Origin of the sequence: Puia dinghuensis (assembly GCF_014642875.1) — a bacterium.
Lineage (GTDB): Bacteria > Bacteroidota > Bacteroidia > Chitinophagales > Chitinophagaceae > Puia > Puia dinghuensis.
The window spans coordinates 1,134,428-1,152,750 of the sequence record NZ_BMJC01000002.1; the positions used below are offsets into that span (position 1 = coordinate 1,134,428).

General features: G+C 54.3%; 14 protein-coding genes. 9 read left to right on the forward strand and 5 right to left on the reverse strand.

Features of this window, described 5'->3' with window-relative positions:
• Nucleotides 1–44: 44 nt before the first annotated feature.
• The 8 genes from IEY39_RS12815 to IEY39_RS12850 all read left to right on the forward strand — a co-directional run bounded on the left by IEY39_RS12815 (nucleotide 45) and on the right by IEY39_RS12850 (nucleotide 8,795).
• Nucleotides 45–404, forward strand: coding sequence for a YciI family protein (locus IEY39_RS12815; RefSeq protein ID WP_188932048.1), 360 nt, complete (start codon nucleotides 45–47; stop codon nucleotides 402–404).
• Nucleotides 405–410: 6 nt separating this feature from the next.
• Nucleotides 411–1,646, forward strand: a complete 1,236-nt coding sequence (locus IEY39_RS12820; protein ID WP_188932050.1) for an RNA polymerase sigma factor — start codon at nucleotides 411–413, stop codon at nucleotides 1,644–1,646.
• A 3-nt stretch (nucleotides 1,647–1,649) separates the two neighbouring features.
• The gene (locus tag IEY39_RS12825; protein WP_188932052.1) at nucleotides 1,650–2,234 is read left to right on the forward strand and encodes an RNA polymerase sigma-70 factor; all 585 of its coding nucleotides are present in this window, start codon (nucleotides 1,650–1,652) and stop codon (nucleotides 2,232–2,234) included.
• A 98-nt stretch (nucleotides 2,235–2,332) separates the two neighbouring features.
• Entirely contained in the window at nucleotides 2,333–3,376 is a 1,044-nt protein-coding gene (locus IEY39_RS12830; RefSeq protein ID WP_188932054.1) for a FecR family protein, read from the forward strand.
• The gene (locus IEY39_RS12835) at nucleotides 3,373–6,072 is read left to right on the forward strand and encodes a TonB-dependent receptor (RefSeq protein WP_188932056.1); all 2,700 of its coding nucleotides are present in this window, start codon (nucleotides 3,373–3,375) and stop codon (nucleotides 6,070–6,072) included. Before IEY39_RS12830 ends, IEY39_RS12835 begins: the two co-directional genes overlap by 4 nt.
• The gene (locus IEY39_RS12840) at nucleotides 6,062–7,123 is read left to right on the forward strand and encodes a DUF4249 domain-containing protein (RefSeq protein WP_188932058.1); all 1,062 of its coding nucleotides are present in this window, start codon (nucleotides 6,062–6,064) and stop codon (nucleotides 7,121–7,123) included. Before IEY39_RS12835 ends, IEY39_RS12840 begins: the two co-directional genes overlap by 11 nt.
• 99 nt (nucleotides 7,124–7,222) lie before the next feature.
• The gene (locus IEY39_RS12845) at nucleotides 7,223–8,074 is read left to right on the forward strand and encodes a glycosyltransferase family 2 protein (RefSeq protein WP_188932060.1); all 852 of its coding nucleotides are present in this window, start codon (nucleotides 7,223–7,225) and stop codon (nucleotides 8,072–8,074) included.
• Entirely contained in the window at nucleotides 8,022–8,795 is a 774-nt protein-coding gene (locus tag IEY39_RS12850; protein WP_188932061.1) for a polysaccharide deacetylase family protein, read from the forward strand. The genes IEY39_RS12845 and IEY39_RS12850 overlap by 53 nt, the downstream gene beginning before the upstream one ends.
• A 132-nt stretch (nucleotides 8,796–8,927) precedes the next feature.
• On the opposite strand, the gene IEY39_RS12855 is transcribed toward IEY39_RS12850, so the two are convergent.
• The 5 genes from IEY39_RS12855 to IEY39_RS12875 form a co-directional block, all read right to left on the reverse strand.
• Nucleotides 8,928–10,070 (reverse strand): TlpA disulfide reductase family protein, encoded by a 1,143-nt coding sequence (locus tag IEY39_RS12855; protein WP_188932063.1) that lies wholly within the window; start codon nucleotides 10,068–10,070, stop codon nucleotides 8,928–8,930.
• A gap of 6 nt (nucleotides 10,071–10,076) precedes the next feature.
• Nucleotides 10,077–11,507 carry a RagB/SusD family nutrient uptake outer membrane protein gene (locus IEY39_RS12860; protein WP_188932065.1) on the reverse strand — a complete coding sequence of 477 codons (1,431 nt, stop codon included), beginning with the start codon at nucleotides 11,505–11,507 and terminating at the stop codon, nucleotides 10,077–10,079.
• Between the two features lie 12 nt (nucleotides 11,508–11,519).
• Entirely contained in the window at nucleotides 11,520–14,909 is a 3,390-nt protein-coding gene (locus IEY39_RS12865) for a SusC/RagA family TonB-linked outer membrane protein (RefSeq protein ID WP_229688892.1), read from the reverse strand.
• A 197-nt stretch (nucleotides 14,910–15,106) separates the two neighbouring features.
• Nucleotides 15,107–16,258 carry a FecR family protein gene (locus IEY39_RS12870; protein ID WP_188932069.1) on the reverse strand — a complete coding sequence of 384 codons (1,152 nt, stop codon included), beginning with the start codon at nucleotides 16,256–16,258 and terminating at the stop codon, nucleotides 15,107–15,109.
• Between the two features lie 79 nt (nucleotides 16,259–16,337).
• Nucleotides 16,338–16,934: an RNA polymerase sigma factor gene (locus IEY39_RS12875; protein ID WP_188932071.1), complete on the reverse strand. Its 597-nt coding sequence runs from the start codon at nucleotides 16,932–16,934 to the stop codon at nucleotides 16,338–16,340.
• Nucleotides 16,935–17,380: 446 nt separating this feature from the next.
• Here IEY39_RS12875 and IEY39_RS12880 point away from each other — a divergent pair, with 446 nt between their 5' ends.
• Nucleotides 17,381–18,253 (forward strand): OmpA/MotB family protein, encoded by an 873-nt coding sequence (locus IEY39_RS12880; RefSeq protein ID WP_188932073.1) that lies wholly within the window; start codon nucleotides 17,381–17,383, stop codon nucleotides 18,251–18,253.
• The last annotated feature ends 70 nt before the right edge of the window (nucleotides 18,254–18,323 follow it).

Consider the following 18,323-nt stretch of genomic DNA (forward strand, 5'->3'; position numbering starts at 1 on the left):
CTCGGTTGTCTACAATGCATTAATAACATTAAAAATCATTGTTTATGAAAGAGTTCGCATTAATCTTCCGCGTAAAGGAAAATCCTACTACCCAGGTTTCGCCTGCCGAAATGCAGCAACGGATGACCAGTTGGATGAATTGGATGGGTGGCATTGCCGCCAGGGACAAGCTGGTGAGCAATGGAAGCCGGCTCGGGGTACAAGGCTCCAAATGGGTAGGCCCGGACAAGGTGGTATCGGATGGTCCTTACACCGAAGTGAAGGAGTTTATCAACGGCTATATTATTGTCAAGGCAGAGTCGGTCGATGAAGCGACAGAGATGGCCAAGGAATGTCCGATCATCTTGGGCGGCGGTGGAAAGGTCGAAGTCCGCCCCCTGGTTACCCCGGATAATAACCAATAAAAGTTGATGGATCAACCCGATCTCATACCGAATCTATACCGGCGGGAGTATAGCAAGATGGTGTCCCTCCTCTGCACCCGATTTGGCATCGACCAGATGGATGCGGCGGAGGACATCGTCAGTGAGACCTTTCTCTCCGCCGCTGAGACGTGGGGAATGAAAGGGGTGCCGGATAATCCCGTGGCCTGGCTGTATAAAGTGGCTAAAAACAATGCGCTCAACGGACTAAAGCACGACCATGTGTTCCGGCAGCGGGTGAAGGGAGTGTTGCTGCAACGCGGCGCGAACGAAGTCGAGCCGGAGCTGGACCTTTCGCCGGAAAGCATCACCGACAGTCAATTGCGGATGCTCTTTGCCGTTTGCCACCCCGCTATCCCGGTGGAGGCGCAAGTATCGCTGGCTCTCCGGGTCCTCTGCGGATTTACCATCGATGAGATAGCACAGGCGTTGCTGACAACAAAGACCAACATCAACAAACGACTCTACCGGGCAAAGGAAAAACTGCGGGCGGAGGGAGTACGGCTCGACCTGCCGGCCGGCGCCGCGCTGGACGCGCGGCTGGATGCAGTGCTGCTCACCCTTTACCTGCTTTTCAATGAGGGGTATTATTCTGCAAGTCCTTCTACCGTCCTCAGGAAGGACCTTTGCGTGGAAGCCATGCGGCTGGTTTACTTATTGACGGAGAACCGGGATATTCTGCGGGCCGATGTGTACTCGCTGCTGGCGCTGATGTGTTTCCAGGCTTCGCGTTTCGATGCGCGGATGAATGATGCCGGCGATCTCATCCTCTACGATCAGCAGGACAACAGCCGCTGGGACCAGGAGCTGATCAACCGGGGCAACTATTTCTTTGTCCAGGCCTGTGACAAGGGGTTGTTGTCCCGTTATCATTTTGAAGCAGCCATCGCCTGGTGGCATACCCAGACAAAGGACAGCGAGGAAAAATGGCCGACTATCCTTATGCTCTACAACCGTCTGCTCGTCCTCGAATACTCGCCCATTGCCGCACTGAACAGGGCCTATGTTTTCGCCCGCGTATATGGCAACGAAAAAGCCATCCCGGAAGCAGAAAAGCTGGCACTAACGGGCAATCTCTTTTATCATAGCCTGCTTGGTGAGCTGTACACCGGCGTGGATGCGGCGAAAGCGATGCTGCATTTTGAGACGGCGCTGGGTCTGGCGGGCACGGATGCCGAGAAGGCGGTGATAGTAGAAAAACTATCATTACTTTCGGGAAGTTAATCTATGGATACTTCTCAACGCCATTATCAGCAATTCGAGACCGTCTTTGCCGATCTATACCCGCCGCTGTGCCACTATGCGCTCACGTTTGTAAAAGACCCGGAGCTGTGCGAAGACATCGTACAGGAGGTGTTCGCCCGGGTCTGGGAGCGGCGTAAGGACCTTCTCCACACCGATGGTATCCGGTATTATCTCTTCACCGCCGTCCGAAACAATTGCATCAGTCATCTCCGCCGCGAAAAAAGTTCGGGTACCGTGGCGTTTACCGAAAAGGATGCCGAATCCGGGGACTATCCGGTGGTCCCGCCAAAGGAGGGGCAGGACAAGCTGGATGATGAGCAGCTGCTGGTCGAGGCGATCAACGAACTGCCGGTTAAATGCCGGGAGGTCTTTGTGCTGAGCAGGCTCGGCAATATGAAGTACAAGGAAATTGCTGAAACGCTGGGAATCTCCATAAAAACAGTTGAGAATCAACTCAGTAAGGCCTTGCGATCGATGCGGGAATTTCTAAAGAAAAAAGGGATTGAAACCATGAGCCGCGAAAAGCGGCTCGACCGAAGGTCAGACATTAGCCATTTGGGCGAATAGGGCTAGTTTGACGGATAGCCCTATTCGCGCACAAATCTCGTTGAGGCCGTAGGGGTAAAAACAATTTTAACGTTTTAATGATAGCTGACACCACATGTATGAAGAACACTGATGAACATATCGAAAGCCTCATCCTGAAACAGATTCGACAGGAGGCTTCTGCGGCCGAGCAGGCCGAACTGCAGTCCTGGCTGGACGCCGACCCGGCCAACCAGGCAGAATACGAGGCCCTGGCTAACCTTTGGGAAGCCAGCCTGCCCGTCCTGCAGCCCCATACCTTCGACAGGAGTGTCGCCTGGGACAAGATGAGAGCCCGGATCAGGCCGGTGGAGGAACCGGCAGTGGTTGCTGGTGCGCCGAAGCAGGAGTCCGCGGTTCCCGGCGAAACGAGGCCGGTGAGACCTTTCAACGCCCGGCGGTGGATGGCTGCCGCCGCAGTTCTATTGCTGCTGGCCGGCGCCGGATGGTGGTATTATCGGGCCAGCAGCGGCGGGGTGCGGACGGAATCCATTGTTGCGCGGGACGGAAACCGCCGGATCGATCTGCCTGACGGGTCTGTGGCCTTTCTCCGGAAAGGAGGGGCGCTCACCTACCCGGCAAGGTTCTCCGGCCATCAGCGGCTGGTCGAACTCGAAGGTGAAGCCTATTTCGAGGTAGGGCATGATGCAGCCAGTCCTTTCGTGGTAAGAACAGACCGGTCGGTGGTGGAAGAGCTGGGCACGAGCTTTGTCGTCAGGCAGGCCGGGCCGGTAGACGAAGTATCCGTTATCACGGGCATGGTGAAATGCACCGAAAGGGCCGAATCCGCCCGCAGCATCGTCCTGGCAGCGGGGGAGAAAGCGATGCTCACCGAAAACGGATTTATCAAAAACAGCCAGTCGGATGCGAATATCCTGTCCTGGAAGACGAACATATTGGAATTCAATGGGACCCCGCTTGACCAGGTGGTGGCCGATGTCCAGGACCTGTACGGGATACACATTGCCCTGTCGCCGGACCTTCGGCCCCGGGCCGGCGAGATCCGCATCACCGCCCGGTTTGCCCATACCGAGCAGGCAAAAGAAGTACTCGAAGAGATCAAATTAATGTCGGGCCTTGCCATTAAGCAGGAAAAAGATACCTTGGTCTTTTTTCGCAAATGAGCCCCTTCCGGTTATACCTCGGACGGACCGGAGGTCCGTCGGCCGAAGGCCAGACATTAGCCTTTTGCGGGAAATGCGCTACTTTCGCGATAGTGCATTTCCCGCATATATTCTTATGGCTTGCGATCTTCTCCCTTACCTGGATGCCCCTGGCTGCACAAAAAAAGGGCATCCTCTACCGCCCTTTCCATTCTCATTTGCAAAAGGGAACTATCGGCGATTTTCTCACTGACATAAACACCCGCAGCGGCATCACCGTAGAATATGCCAGCGGGATATTTCCCCTGGACAAGGAGGTCACCGCCGGCAGCGAGATCGCCACCCTCGGCGCCTTGCTCCAGACCATCCTCGCGGGGCAACACGTTAAGGCCATTGAAAAGAATGACAAGATAATTCTCATCCCCTCTCCGGGTCCACTGCCCGAAGACGCCTTGCTGCCGCAATATTCTGTTTATGGCATCGTGGGGGAAGAAGGCAGCCGGGAACCGATGGCCGATGCAGTTGTCTGGGAACCGGCCACCCGAAAAGGAACGGTATGTAATATCCATGGGTATTACAGCTTGTCGTTACCGGAGGGCAGGCACCGGCTGGAGATAACCCACACCGGGTATAACCCGGTGATCATCGACATAGACCTGCATTGGGACCAGCGAACCGATGCAGCCATGACCCCAAGGGAGGACATCCCTGAGGTGATCGTTTCAGGTAGAAAAGGCCCAAAGAGGAATGGGGGAGAGACGATCGTGCCGGGCCAATATGACCCCTTTACAAATTTTCTTGGGGAGAACGACGCTATCCGCAGCCTGTATATCCTGCCGGGAGTAACAAATGTCACCGACGCCTCCAGCGGGCTGCTTGTGAGAGGCGGCGAGCAGGACGAGAACCTCTTCCTGCTGGACGGAAACCCCATCTTCAATCCCACCCATATGCTGGGCGCCTTATCCATTGTCGATAAGACTTCCCTAAAGGCCATCCAGTTCTATAAAAGCGACTTCCCCTCCCGGTTTGGCGGTGGGCTTTCTTCCGTCATAGATGTATACACCAAGGATGGGAATATGCAAAAATGGGGCGGAGAGACCAATGTCAACTTCCTTGCGGCATCGACGACGATCGAAGGGCCCTTGAAAAAAGACCGGACGGCGGTGATGGCCTCCTTCCGCCACAGCATGCCCAATTTTGTTTTAAACCTCTTTGAGAAGGATTTCTTTAGTAATTTTTATGACGCTCACTTCAAGGTGACCCATTTGCTCAACCGGAATAACAAACTCACCATGAACGTCTATTCCGGCGAAGACAACCTGAACCTCCAGACCAGTGACCAGAACCTGAACAACCGTCAACGATGGGGCAACCGGATGGCCTCCATCGGTTGGACCCATGTACTCGGCTCCCAATCCTTCGTCACCACCTCCGTCAACGTGAGCCACTATTACAATCTTGCCGGATTCGTTTACACCATTTATAATGACTCCACCGGTTTGCCGGTGACGAACCACTCTTTCAACACCTATTCTTCCATCAGCCATTTCAATCTCCGCACCCAGTTTGAGGTGAATGTCACTAACGATGTCACGCTGAAATACGGTGGAGAAGCCGCTTTCGCGAAGATAAAGCCCTTCGAAAGCAAGGTGGATTCGACGATAGCGATAGACCCGTCCACCTTTCAGCGTAGTGTGCCCCTACCCTACCACGAATTCGACCTGTATGCCGAGAGCGAGATCCGGGCGGGTGCTCGTTTCCTGCTGCGCCCGGGTATACATTTTTCTTCCTTCCATTTCAGGGATTTCGCCTTCAATTCCTTTCAACCCCGGTTTTACATGACTTACCGGCTGAGCACCAGTCACCAGCTGTTCGCCGCCTATAACAGGATGACCCAATACCTTCACCTGGTGACCAACCCTTCACTCGGCATCAACAGCGACCTGTGGGTACCGAGTACGCCATCCCTCCAACCCGAAGAAAGCCAGACTGTAGACCTGGGGTATTCCTATAAGAAATCGGGGGAATATTCCCTTGGCGTGGATGTGTATTGGAAAGAAATGAAGAATGTAACCAACTATGCGGAGGGCAAGAGCTTTTTCATCAATACGGATTCCTTGTGGGAACAGAATATCGAGACGGGCAAAGGCCGCAGCTATGGGTTTGAGCTGATGGGGGAAAAGACCGGGCAAAAACTCAATATCCATCTCTCCTACGCCTTATCCTGGAACTGGCGGCAATTCGACCAGGTGAACCATGGCAGGGAATTTCCCTTTAAATACGACCGGCGGCATGTTATCAATCTCGCCACCACGTATAAGGTGGACAAGAGCAAGGATATTTCCGCCTTGTGGATGTTTGCCACGGGTGACGTATATTCACTCCCCGAACGGATCTATCCGGACTATGATAATGCCCAACAGATCTTGCATCCCGGCGACCTGCTGCAGAATTACCGGTTCATCTATCATTTTTCGGGTGTCAACCAGTATCGTACCCCGCCCTATTCCCGGTTCGATCTCTCGGTGAGCTATCATCCACCGCGGAAGCGCAGGTTCGGGTTCAACTGGACCGCCGGGGTATACAATGTGTTCGGCTCGCCCAGTCAATATAGCTATGGCCTGGCGGGAACCCTGCACAGCAGAAGCATCATCATTGTTTCAAAAGAAAAATTGTTTAATATCACGCCATATATCTCGATGACCGTTGATTACTAATCCTGCCATAGCACGCTTTCTTCTTCCGGGTCTTGCGATGGCCTGTTGCCTGCTCACACCCGCCTGCAAGAAGAACCCCGAGCAGGTGGGTGGCGTGCAGAACGAACTTGTCGTACTGGCCGAGATCACCGCCGACAACCCGCTGAAGATACCGGTGAGCAAAAGCATCCAGGTGGGCACCGGTGGCGTCATCACTTTCGACAAGGTGACGACTGCCAAGGTAACGGTAACTCCCGACAACGGCGGCGCTTCCTGGATCTGCTGGCTCAACAATTCCACCGACTATTCCACGGACCCCGCGTCCATCTATACCAGCCAGCAAAAACCAAAACCCAATACCACCTATCATCTGAAAGTAGCGGACCCGCTCACCGGGACTGTCACCGCACAAACGACCATTCCGTCCCGTCCGCACCTCATCAGGATGGATACGAGCAGCGACAGCCGGAAGGGCCTGCCCGTGCTTAAGATGCGCGTCCTCTTAAAAGACCCACCCGATACTACCAATCAATATGTCTTCGAAGCGTTGAAGGAACTCTTACGCCTCCAGCGAGTGTTCACCTGGCAGGGGAAGACCTACGATTACAGCACCCAGGCGGGGAAAAACCTTTACGAACAGGTGAAGAATGAGCCCGGTGTCCGGTTGCGCACTGATACCTTATCCACCAATAAATTTCTGCGGCTTTCGCTTTATACCGACGACCGGAATGTGGACAATGCCCAGGTGAGCACCCTGGACAGCCCCTTTGCGCGCATCTTCCTGCCTGACAAGGTATTTAACGGTCAGGCCTATACGGAGACCATCTATGTCGACCGCACCTATTTCCGCGCGGCCGGCGGACAGGGTCCCGGCAGGGTGCTGCTGATGGTAAAATCCGTCAGCCCCGAATTATACAACTACCTGTTCTGGTATGAACAATACAAGGCGAATATAGCCACTCTTCCCCCCGACCAGCTCTATTCACCACCCGGGAATATCCAAAACGGCCTGGGCATCTTTGGCGGCAGCAGCAAACGCCAATGGACGTATTATTTTGACGATCTCAACTGAGGGCCCGCCCCCGCCGGGAGAAGGGGAATTTTTTTCCTCCCGCCATAGGGGTGCCGGTGGCATCCTGCGTTTTACCTTAAAAAGAGCGAAGGCCGAAATATGCTAACCATACGGGAAACACCCAGGGTCCCTCCGGAACATCCGTTGGGAAGGAGGGACCTTTTTACTTATCCGGGACCAGGCAGAGTTAAGATCAGCGCCGTCATCATCACCTATAACGAGGCCAGGAATATCAGGCGAACCCTCTCCCGCCTTTACTGGTGTGACGAGATCGTCATCCTGGACAGCTTTAGTACGGACGATACGGTGGACATCTGCCGGGAATTCGGATGCCGGGTCTATTTCAAGCATTTCGAAGGGTATGGCGCGCAGAAAAGACATGCCGTGACGCTGGCTAAAAATGACTGGGTCCTTTGCCTGGATGCCGACGAAGTGCTTTCCGAGGCGCTTATCGTGGAGATCGATCAGGAATTCCAACGGGGGCCCGCTTTTTCCGGCTATCAATTTCCGATGAATCTGGTCTTTCTGGGCCGGGAATTCCGCTACGGGAAGGAAAGCCGCCGATATTTTCTCCGGCTTTTCCGCAAGACCAGGGGGAGGTTTAATGAGGCGAAAGTGCATGAGCGCATCGAGCTGCGGGGTGACACGGGCAAAATGAAAAACGCCCTGCAACATTTCAGCTATGACAATCTCGGCCACTGGATTGCCAAAATGGACCGGTATTCTACCCTGGGCGCGGAAGAAGCCGTAAAAAGAGGTAAGTGTAAATCCGTATTTGCCCTGTTTTTGTCCGTACCCTATTATTTTTTGCGTTACTACTTTATGGAAAGAAATTTCCTCAATGGCCTGGAGGGTTTTTACTGGGCCGTGTTATGTTCTTATTATCATTTTATAAAATATGCAAAGATCAGAGAATTACATGCGCGGCCTCCGCGTTTTACTATATCATAGCATCTCGGCCGACGGGCAAAGAGATCGCCTTACCGTCAGCCGCCGGCAATTGGAGCAGCAGTTTGAATATCTCCGGCGTAAAGGATATACGGCCATTCTGCTCAGCGATCTCATTGCCTACTGCGATGGGAAAAAACCGCTTCCACCCAACCCGGTGCTCATCACCTTCGATGACGGGTTGCTGAATAATGTCCGCATCGCCTATCCCCTGGCGAAGAAATATGGCATCAAGATCAATCTCTTTGTCGTCCCGGTTTTCATGAAACAGGGAAGATATCGGGAAGAGCCCTGTCTTCAGCCGGAAGATATCGAGGGACTCGATCCGGCGTTGGTGGAGATAGGACTGCATTCCTACGCCCATTCCAATTATACCGACCTCGTGCCTGCCGAGATAGCAGCCGATCTCGAGCGTTGCCTGTACAGCCTGCAGCAGATGGGCATTCCTTATCAACCCTGTCTTGCCTATCCTTTTGGCGCCTGGCCCAGGCGCAAGGACGAAGCACAGGATGGGTTCTTCAAACTCCTGGAGCAAAAAGGCATCCGTCTCGCCTTCCGCATCGGCAACCGCATCAATCCCCTCCCCTTCCGACAGAAATTCCTGATCCAGCGATTGGATATCCGGGGAAATGAATCTTTCCTCCGGTTTCGCATGAGCGTGGCATTTGGGAAGAAGCTGTTTGGGATGCAGGGGCTGGCCGCTCGCATGAAGGGCCTGGCGTAAAAACGCATGGCAGCTGAGCCGGAGGCCTGGTTCCAAAACAAAAAGCCCCCGGCGATCGAGCCAGAGGCCTTTGCATACAGCCGCGGGGGCGTAGGCGCTCGAAGGAGAACCATAGAGGCTTCGGCCAAAGACCTACAGCACCTCCTCGAGTTTTTTCTCCAGTGCATCGCCCCGGAGGTTCTTCGCGATGATACGGCCCGATGGATCGACAAGGAAATTCTGGGGAATCGCCCTTATGGCATATTGCCTGGCGGCGGCATTGTTCCAGAACTTCAGATCGGATACCTGTGTCCAGCTTAATCCATCGGCCTTAATAGCGGCGAGCCATGCCGCTTTCCTGCCGGACTGATCCAGCGACACGCTCAGGACGGTGAAATTCCTGTCCTTGTATTTTTCGTAAGCCTTGACCACATTGGGATTTTCCGCGCGACAGGGGCCACACCAGGAGGCCCAGAAGTCGAGTAGGACAAATTTGCCCCGGAAATCGGAAAGCCGCACCGGCTGGTCGTTCACATCATTCTGCACGAAGTCGGGTGCCATACCACCGATGGAAGTATTCCGCACCTCGTCCATGGTTTTGGCGAAGGCGATGCCTTCCGGCGTGCTGCGTACACGGGGGGAAAGGTTTTTGAACATCGGTTCGATGGTACTGACGTCGATATCCTTACCGGCCAGTTCTTTCAGCAGGGACAGGGACAGATAAGAGTCCGGGTGCTGCGGGATATAGGCGCGGGTCAGGGAGTCCCGGTGTTTTACGATGGCTTTATACCTCGTCATCAGACTATGCTGGAAGGCGGTATCCTTCTTTTTGTCTTCCGGCGCCGCGGCAAAGTCTGCATTGATGTCGTTCTCTGCTTTTGCTACCGAAGCGAGCACGGTGTTATCGTAAGCAGCGTATTCGACATTAAGCGGGGTGCCCGTCACCATGGCATGACATAGGGAATCCATTGCACGTACGCGCGTATGGCCCCTGACGAGCCAGACTACGCGGCTATCGGCCTTTTTGCCCAGGTGGTCGAGTCCCTCGCCTTCCCGATCGATGACGATGGTGGCCTTCACCGGGGATTCATCGGCGGCGCCGCTGAAAGAGAAAACGCCATGGTGCAGACTGGCGGAATCCAGCACCTGTTGGTTGGTCATGCGGTAGCCACTGACGAGCCAGGCCTTGGCCGGGGTTTTTGCCGCGGACAGTTTGACTGTCAAATGATAGCTTGCCTGTTGGGCCTGGGCCAGCACAGGTGCAATAGCGAGCGATGTATAAAGGAGAGTCTTCATCTTGATTTATTGTTGGTAACCGGGATTAGGAGTTAGGTTAGGGTCCTGGATCAGATCGTTGTCCGGGAGGGGGAACAATTGCATATAATGACTCCAGGTCGCATGTTTTTGCGGCGCAAAGACCGTCATCACCGAGTCGATAGTACCGGTGCGCTTGAGATCGAAGAAGCGGTTGCAGCATTCCGTGAACAGTTCGACCCTACGTTCTTTTGCAACGGCGGCAAGCAGGGAGGCCTGGTCAGCGGCAGTGGTATTGGGAAGACCGGCCCTTGTTCTTACGGCGTTGAGATCGGCCTGGGCGCCGGCGATGTTGTTCTGATGGGCCCTTGCTTCGGCCCGGATGAGATAGAGTTCGGCGAGGCGAAGGACGACGTCATTTTCCCCGCTGGATGTCGAGGAGGTATATTTATTAGGAAAATAATAGGTGATCGAAGGTTTTGCGCCGGCTATCGAATCGAGCCGCACCCAATTAGTATAGCGGTTATCATTGGGTTCGAAGGCATGGACCAGCGCAGTGTCCATGCTCACCAGCACATTATAGGTGAGTGGTGAATTGCCCGAAGGGATGGGGGCCGGCATACCGCCGTAATAAAGACCGTATTGGATGGGGCTGGGATTGGTAGACGCCATAGCCAGCGACCAGATGATCTCCTTGTTGTTGAGGGTGAAGACCTGGCTGGTGGGTACGAGGGCATAGTCGGAGTGCGCAATCACCGTGTCCGCCCATATCTCCGCGCTGTCCCACCGCTGGGTGTAGCAATATACCTTGGACAGGAGGGCGCTTGCCGTATAGCGGTCAGGCCGGTTACGGTGCTTAGTGGTTGCGCCGTAGGCATCGGTGTAGCTGGAGTTGAGCAGAGCCTGCGCCTGCCACAGATCGGCGATTATCTGCTGGTAGACCTGGGCCTGGAGCGTCCGGCTCAGCTTGTCGTTGATGGTGTAATCGGAAGTGAGGGCCAGGGGGACGTCGCCATAGAAATTGGTGAGATAGAAATACAGGAAGGCCCGGGTGAAATAGCATTCTCCCAGCCACTGGTCCTTATAGTAGAGAACGGCGGTGGTATTGCGAATACCTTCGAGCGTGGAATTGACGTCATACAATTTACTATAAGTATCGGTCCACGTGCTGACATTATTGTATTGAATGGCGTCTCCATAGAAGGCCACGTTATTGCTGCTGCTGGTACCGAGGCTTTGCAGCTCGTCCATATAGAGCCCGGTCTCGCAGGGCATATCGCCCGACCCACTCCCGAATATACCCCCATTGACGAGATTGAGGAAATTGCCGGTGACGACAGCGGAAACCGCATTGTCGGAGATAAAGGCGTTCTGCTGGTTGATATTGCCTGCGGGTAAGGGTTTATCGAGGTACTTGTTGCAGGCGGGCAGCGCCAGCACAAGGGGCAGTATAAGGAGGAAGTTGATCTTTTTTCTCATTGTTATCATCTTTTAAAGTGTGAGGTTGATGCCGGCCGTATAAGTGCGCAATGGAGGTATAACGGTGGCATTGAGGTTTTCGGGGTCGAGTCCGCCGAATTTGGAGATCGTCAGCAGGTTTTGCCCCTGGAGATAGATCGTGCATTCACGCAGGTGCATCTTCTTCAGCACGCCGGGTGAAAGCTTGTAGCGGAAGCTGAGGTTTTGCAGGCGAGCATAGGTGGCGTCGGTGTAGGCGCCTGTGCTGGCCTTGAAGTTCATGATGCCGAAGTAATTGTTAAGGAGGCTGCTGGTAACCTTGGGAATATCCGTCCTGTCGCCCGGTTTCTGCCAGCGGCGAAGCCATTGCGTAGTGCTGTTGATATCGAAAGACCCGAAGAGAAAACCCGATTGCGCCAAGGAGTTATACCCTTTCCTGCTGATATAGGTGAAGTACACGTCCAGTGTGAACTGCTTATAGCTGAAGGAATTCGAGAATCCCCCATAATACCTGGGCGCCAGATCGACGAACTGGGTCTTATCGGTCTGCGTGAGGCTGCCGTAGGTGAAATCCTTGGTGACGCCTTTGGCATTGGTATAGCTGAAAGTGCCAGTGGCAGGATCCACGCCGGCATAATTGTATAGCAGAATTCCGGTGAGGGGTTTGCCTACCATGTAGCTGGTATTCTGGTTGGCCATCGTAGGCAATTTGATGAGTTTGCTGGTGGGGATTGTCATATTGAACCGGGTGGACCAGGTGAAGTTTTTGGTCTTTACGTTGGTGGTGCTGAGTGACATTTCCCAACCGCTGTTGCGGATCACCGCATCCGAATTGAGGGTAATAGCAGTAGAACCCGTCGTGCTGGCAATGGGTCGGTTTACCAATTGATTGCCGGACTCGTTGTGATAATAGCTGCCTTCCATGATGACTCTGTCCTTGAAGAACCCGAGTTCGAGCCCGATCTCCTTATCATGGTCGAGCTCCCATTTCAGGTTGGGGTTGGCGTTGGCGGTGGGGTCGAGCCCGAGCTTACCATCGTAGGTGCCGGAGATGGGACCGTAGACCGTCAGGTAGCCATAGTCGGGGATGGCGTCGCCGCCGATGACACCGGTGCTGCCCCGCAGCTTGCCGAAGCTGAGGAAGGAGAGATGATCCTTGACGAATTTTTCTTCGCTGAATATCCACGCGGCAGCGATGGAACCGAAATTCCCGAAACGATTGCGCGGCGCGAAGCGGGTGGAGCCATCCCGTCTGCCGTTGAGATCGAGGATGTATTTCTGATCCCATACATACTTGATGATCCCATAAAAACCCAGGGGCCGGAAGGGCACCTGGTTATAGGTGCTGGTGACGGTGGTGCCTTCGGCAGGATCGTTCAGCAGGGCATCCGAGGGGAAGCCGACTCCCTGCATCTCGTACCAGTATTGGTTGCGGTCGTCGATCTCGCCCCCGGCCTTTACGCTGAGATCACCCTTCCAAAGGGTACGATCGTATTCGGCATAGGGCGAGACGGTGATGGTGCGGGTATCATAGTTGTGGAAGATGCCCACAGTCTGCTGCGCAGCAGTGGTATTGGTGGGAGCAAATACCGTCGTGGGCTTGCCGATGAGCTCCTTGCCGGCGAGGTCGTTGTACCCGAAGATGGTGCGCAGGGTGATGCCGGCTACGGGTTTGTACACCAGGGCGGCATTGGCGAGGAGATTACCGGTGACATTGCTGTAGGTGCGGTTGAAATTGGCGGCGCTGCTCGCACCATTGGGGTCTACGGCGGCCAGCAACCAGTTGACGGTGCCGTCGGGCAGTAAAGGGGACGGAGCATTGGGGGCCTCGATGACGCTGGACAGGGAAAAATCGTAGGGCACCATATCATCCTTGGAAGAGAGATAGCTACCTGAAAGATCGAGGTGGAACTTATCGTCAAGGGTAGCCGTGCTGAGCGCGAACCGGAGCGTTCCGTCGGTGAAATTCCCCTTATTCAGCTGGATATTGCCATTCTGCCGCAGGCTGCCCCCGATGAGGTAGGTCGTATTGCGCGAGCCGCCGCTGTAAGTGATGTTGGCGCTGGTGGATTGGGCATGGGACCCCATAAAGACCTTGCGCCAGTCGGTGCTGGTGTTTTGAGGCCATTTGCCGTTTACATCCGCATCGCTGGCGCCCGGGGTGAGGCCGTCATTCTTTATCGCTTCTTCCCGCAGCATGACATATTGTTGCGTGTTGAGCAGCTTTGGCATTTCGCCTTTCGTTGAGATACCCGAATAGATGTTGACGTTGAGGGAGGGGTCGCTGGCCTTGGCTTTTTTAGTCGTGATAATGATGACCCCGTAAGCGCCGGAGGACCCATAGATGGCCGTGGCATCCGCATCTTTGAGCACATCGATGCTGGCGATGTCGGCGGGATTGAGATAGTTGAGGGTATTGCCACCCTGGAGAAAGGCATTGGTGCCATCACTTCCATAGTTGAGAGGCACGGTACCCTGCGGAAACCGCACCCCGTCTATGATGATCAGCGGCTGGATCGACCCCTGGGTAATGACATTCGTAGAGCTGCGCACCTGCAGGTTGAAAGCGCCTCCGGGCTGGCCGGTCACCTGCTGGATAAAGAGGCCGGGCACCTTGCCCTGAATCGCCTCCATGACATTGCCCACAGGGTTCTTCGCGATCTCCGTAGCCGTGATGGTAGTGACGTCGCCGGGGTTGAGGCGTTTGGTAGTGAGGCCATGAGCGAGCACCTGCACCTGGTCGAGATCGCTATTGCCCAACTGCAGGCGGATAACAAGCGACTTTTTGCCGGTCCCGAAATATTCGCCCGAAAGTTTTACCTGCCTGGTCACATAGCCGATGAAGGAAATGGTGAGGACGTCGCCCTCATGCGCGAAGAGAATAAAAGTCCCATCTGCGTGGGAGCTTGTGGAGGTCTTCGAATTTTTGATGGTGATGGACGCTCCAGCCAGGGGATTGCCATCGGCGTCAAAGATGCGGCCCGTGATGGACGTGGGCGGGTCTGCCGGCGGCTGTGGACGGCTTTCGGCCGGCTGTACCGGCCCGACCGCCGGCGCCGGTTTTCGCGAAAGCGAGATCGTCTTATCCAGGATGAGCCAGGTGAAGGGTTGGTCCTTCAGGCTCAGCTCGAGGAAATCGGTGAGAGGCATGTTCTGTACGGATAACGAGACGGGCCGTGCTTCGGCGAGCAGCCCTTTTTTGTAGAAGACGACATAGCCGGTTTGTTTCTTAATAGCGGCGAACACCTGTTTGACATCCAGGTTCTTACCCGAGAGGGTAATGGATTGGGAAAGGCCCGCGGCCTGAACGTGGATCAAGGCTGTTGTCAACAGAACAATGGATAACTTCACAATGAGCCAGATTTTGGTGAGCCCGCGATGCCCTGACCAGGCAGGCGGGGTGCAATAAGCAGCATTTTGCATACCTTCGTTACGTTTTGGGTTTGATTTAATAAAACAAGTCTCTCCGGACTTATATGAAAGGAATCAGCCTTTAACAATAGCCGCTGTGGGCCCTAATCCATAGCGGTTTTTTGTGTGAGGCCAAAGCGTTTTTGGCGGCAAGCTTCGTCCAATGGATAGGTTTATAGTGGTGGTATTTAGATGGTGCAGTACGAAGGCTATGGCAAGACGACCAGGCGGCGGCCTTCTTCCAGCCTGAATTTTACTTCTGCCCTGGCAAGTACTTTGAGCAGATCGGATAGTTTTATATTCCGGCTGATCTCTCCTTCGAACTGAATATCGGGGATGCCCTTCTCATAGATGACGTCCACGTCATACCATCGCTGTATCTGACGCATCACCTCCCCGAGATGGACATTCTCGAAATTGAAAAACCCATTCTTCCAGGCCATCACCTTGTCGATGTCGGGGTGATGGACGATGGTTAGTCCGTCTGTGCCGGCGTGCGCCTGCTCACCGGGTTTGAGTATCACCTGATGGAGGCCGCGATCGCTGACCCGGATGCCGCCATTTATTAAGGTGGTGGTGATGGCGGCTTCGTCCACATAGCTGTTAACGTTGAAAGCCGTTCCGAGAACTTCTATGGCGCCCCTTCCATCGACGTCTACGAGGAAGGGTTTGTCTTTTTGCGTTGCGACTTCGATATAGGCTTCGCCGCTGATGCTGACCTTTCGTTGATCGTCAGCAAAGCTGGTGGGGTAGGTGATGGCCGATGCGGAGTTGAGCCAGACGCCGGTTCCATCGGGAAGGGTCACATGATATTGACCGCCACGGGGGGTACGAAGCGTATTGAGCAGGCCGGCCGTCGTTGCGGTTGAGCCCTTGGGTCGATAGATGAGCTGGCCATCGGAAGACTTGACAACCGTCGTACTTCCCTGTAGCGCGATGGTGCCATTCGCGGTGCTATCGAGGAGGACGGCACGGCCGTCGGCTAAGGTGAGAACCGCCTTGTTGCCACCCGGGGCAACGTCGGATAGTGGCAGGCGGCTGGCTACTACCGGGGTCGGTCTTCCTTTTGCCAGCCAGAGGTAAGCTCCTGTGCCAAGGATCAGTAGTACAGCCGCCGCCCATGACCACTTCCGGATCAACCGTTTCACAGGGGTTGAGGGGGCGGGCCGCTGCTCTATCTTTTGAAGCAGGCCTTGGATGATCCGGTTCTCTGTTGCCGGCAGTTCATCATCGATGGTGAATTCTCCGGCGGATGCCCGCAGAAGCTGATCCAGCTCGTTTGCTACATCCTCCTGTTCGAGGAGGGAGATGAGTTCCTGGTGTTGTTGCGGTGTCAGCTTCCCGGACAGATACGTATTCAATAAAGTTATTAGTCGATGATGCATTGTTATTAAAGACGCAGGAAAAAGTTTCTGCTGAGTAGGGTGTGGAAGATTTTTTTTATGAGCGTGCTATTGCGCCCAGCAGAATGATGAGCAGGACGCTGTTGCCGAGATGTTCCTGCAAATAGCCCCTGAGGAAGGTGACGGCCTTCACAATGTACTGGGCCACTGTGTCTTTGTGAATGCCTAGCCGTTCGGCTATCTGTTCGTGCGTCAGACCTTCCAGGCGGCTCATCCGAAAGACCTCCCGTCTTTTTTCCGGCAGCAGGCTGATCCCGGTGAGCAATACCTGATAATGCTGCCGGCCCTCGGCCCAGTGGTCGGGACGCAGTGCGTGCTCTTCGATCTCCTGGTCTTGCAGGAAGGTGGGTCGATTGAGCTTCTTCCTAAAGGCCGTTATGATGGTATTGCGGGCGATGATAAACAGCCAGTTCTCAAAATTCCCGATCTGGCCGAGCCGGTCGCGGGAGTTCCAGACCTTGAGGAAGATATCCTGTGTGACTTCTTCCGCCTCTTCGGCCGACTTCATCAGGGCGATGGCCTGGCAATAGATGCTTCGCCAATACAGACGGACAAGGCCGGTGAGCGCTGTTTCGTCCCCCTGGGCGAGTTGCGAAAGCAGGATAGGGTCGTTATGTGTTTGGTCTACAGGCAATATTATATAACAACTAGAAGCCGAAAAGATAATTTATTTTGATCGAATTTTTAACGGAAAGGCGCGTGCGGACCTAAAATGAAAAGAGGCCGTCTACAAGTAATTGTAAACAGCCTCTAATACTTTCACTGTATCGGGTCCCGGGTAGCTACAGTGGTTTTCACGGTTTCGGATCGGATTTCAAAGGGTGTGGATCGGGTTTTTCGCTCAGGGTACGGTTGGTTTTGCTTTTGACCCTGTAAAGATGCAACGGGCTCGTCGGGCCACAAAGGATTTTTACATTGGGTTTCAGTAGTTTGGCGGTAAACTTAGGTGGTGTTACGAACTATTACTTAGCATCGAGTATCTTCCGAAGCCGGTATCGGAAGTTTACGATAACGGCTGATAGCCAGGGCCGTGTAATTATCATAATGCATTACCTTTGGGCCGAATTATAAAACTCTATTATGCGATCGGTCCATCCCTATCTCTTTGTTTTGACTCTAGCCGTACTCTCCCTCGGAAGCTGCGTCCCCGCAGGGAAATACAAATCCATGCAGCAACAGGCGCAAAAAAGCGATTCGTTGTATACATCAACGCTGAATTCGCTGAAAACCTGCCAGGATGTCAACGCCGACCTCATCAAGCAGAAGACAGACATCCAGAATCAGATGAACGACCTGAACCAGCGGTTCACCACTGTCCAGGCAAATAATGCCGATCTGCAAAAGCAATTGACAGCTTTGTCATCGATCAGCTCCACCCAGGCGGAGAGTATGAAAAAAGCGCTGGAGAATATCGGGTCCAAAGACACCTATATCCAGCAATTGCGCGGGGCCGTGGTACACCGGGATTCGGTGAACATGGCCGTGCTGTTGGAACTCAAGGCAGCCCTGGGGGGTCTTGGCGATGATGCGGTGATCAAGGTGGATTCAGGTATGGTTTCTGTCGACCTTTCCGACAAGCTGTTGTTCTCTGGCGACAGCAGCAGCTATGCGCTGAGCTATAAAGCGAAATCGGTGCTGGGCAAGCTGGCCAGAGTGCTCACCGACCAGCCTGATCTTACTTTTATGGTGGAAGGAAACACGGACAGCACCTGGAAAAAGCAGGCGATATTGGAAGACAACTGGGATCTCAGTGTCAAAAGGGCCACTGCCGTGGTGAGGGTATTACAGAATGATTACAATATATCCCCGGTGCGGATGACGGCTGCGGGGCATGGAGAATATCTTCTGGCAGCCCCCAATGATACCCCCGAGGGAAGGGCGGCCAATCGCCGGACGCGGATCACTATCCTTCCGCAACTCGACCCCTTGATAAAGCTGCTGCAACACCAATAGACACGCGCGTTGAGGGCTACGCGTCGGGAGCGGCGCGCCGGCTATCGTAAATCTACGATGCATCCCTTCG

Bases quoted from the DNA above. Each gene is read 5' to 3' on its own strand.
- IEY39_RS12830 (WP_188932054.1), top strand. From the start codon at position 2,333: ATGAAGAACACTGATGAACATATCGAAAGCCTCATCCTGAAACAGATT.
- IEY39_RS12865 (WP_229688892.1), bottom strand. From the start codon at position 14,909: ATGCAAAATGCTGCTTATTGCACCCCGCCTGCCTGGTCAGGGCATCGC.
- IEY39_RS12850 (WP_188932061.1), top strand. From the start codon at position 8,022: ATGCAAAGATCAGAGAATTACATGCGCGGCCTCCGCGTTTTACTATAT.
- IEY39_RS12835 (WP_188932056.1), top strand. From the start codon at position 3,373: ATGAGCCCCTTCCGGTTATACCTCGGACGGACCGGAGGTCCGTCGGCC.
- IEY39_RS12845 (WP_188932060.1), top strand. From the start codon at position 7,223: ATGCTAACCATACGGGAAACACCCAGGGTCCCTCCGGAACATCCGTTG.
- IEY39_RS12820 (WP_188932050.1), top strand. From the start codon at position 411: ATGGATCAACCCGATCTCATACCGAATCTATACCGGCGGGAGTATAGC.
- IEY39_RS12860 (WP_188932065.1), bottom strand. From the start codon at position 11,507: ATGAGAAAAAAGATCAACTTCCTCCTTATACTGCCCCTTGTGCTGGCG.
- IEY39_RS12815 (WP_188932048.1), top strand. From the start codon at position 45: ATGAAAGAGTTCGCATTAATCTTCCGCGTAAAGGAAAATCCTACTACC.
- IEY39_RS12855 (WP_188932063.1), bottom strand. From the start codon at position 10,070: ATGAAGACTCTCCTTTATACATCGCTCGCTATTGCACCTGTGCTGGCC.
- IEY39_RS12825 (WP_188932052.1), top strand. From the start codon at position 1,650: ATGGATACTTCTCAACGCCATTATCAGCAATTCGAGACCGTCTTTGCC.
- IEY39_RS12880 (WP_188932073.1), top strand. From the start codon at position 17,381: ATGCGATCGGTCCATCCCTATCTCTTTGTTTTGACTCTAGCCGTACTC.